1 protein-coding gene is annotated in these 684 nt (G+C 50.3%); it reads left to right on the top strand.

Translation table 11 applies throughout. The features are described from left to right. Positions 1–684, top strand: a 684-nt coding sequence (locus GEZ84_RS10625) for a hypothetical protein (protein ID WP_194252077.1), incomplete at both ends; no start/stop codon positions are given.

Genomic DNA, 684 nt, shown 5'->3' with positions numbered 1-684 from the left:
TCAGCAAGCACAAGCGCATCTGAATCAGCATCAACAAGTGCATCTGCATCAGCAAGCACAAGCGCATCTGAGTCAGCGTCAACAAGTGCAAGCCAATCAGCAAGCACATCAGCATCTGAGTCAGCATCAACAAGTGCATCAGCGTCAGCAAGCACAAGCGCATCTGAGTCAGCGTCAACAAGTGCAAGCCAATCAGCAAGCACATCGGCATCTGAATCAGCATCAACAAGTGCATCAGCGTCAGCAAGCACATCGGCATCTGAATCAGCATCAACAAGTGCATCAGCGTCAGCAAGCACAAGCGCATCTGAATCAGCATCAACAAGTGCATCTGCATCAGCAAGCACAAGCGCATCTGAGTCAGCGTCAACAAGTGCAAGCCAATCAGCAAGCACATCAGCATCTGAGTCAGCATCAACAAGTGCATCAGCGTCAGCAAGCACAAGCGCATCTGAGTCAGCGTCAACAAGTGCAAGCCAATCAGCAAGCACATCGGCATCTGAATCAGCATCAACAAGTGCATCAGCGTCAGCAAGCACATCGGCATCTGAATCAGCATCAACAAGTGCATCAGCGTCAGCAAGCACAAGCGCATCTGAATCAGCATCAACAAGTGCATCTGCATCAGCAAGCACAAGCGCATCTGAGTCAGCGTCAACAAGTGCAAGCCAATCAGCAAGCACA

It is taken from the genome of Streptococcus mitis, from assembly GCF_009496155.1.
In the GTDB taxonomy this organism is placed as follows: domain Bacteria; phylum Bacillota; class Bacilli; order Lactobacillales; family Streptococcaceae; genus Streptococcus; species Streptococcus mitis_BQ.
The sequence above is the reverse complement of the archived record's forward strand: the minus strand, read 5'-3'. Positions and strand labels throughout refer to the sequence as shown.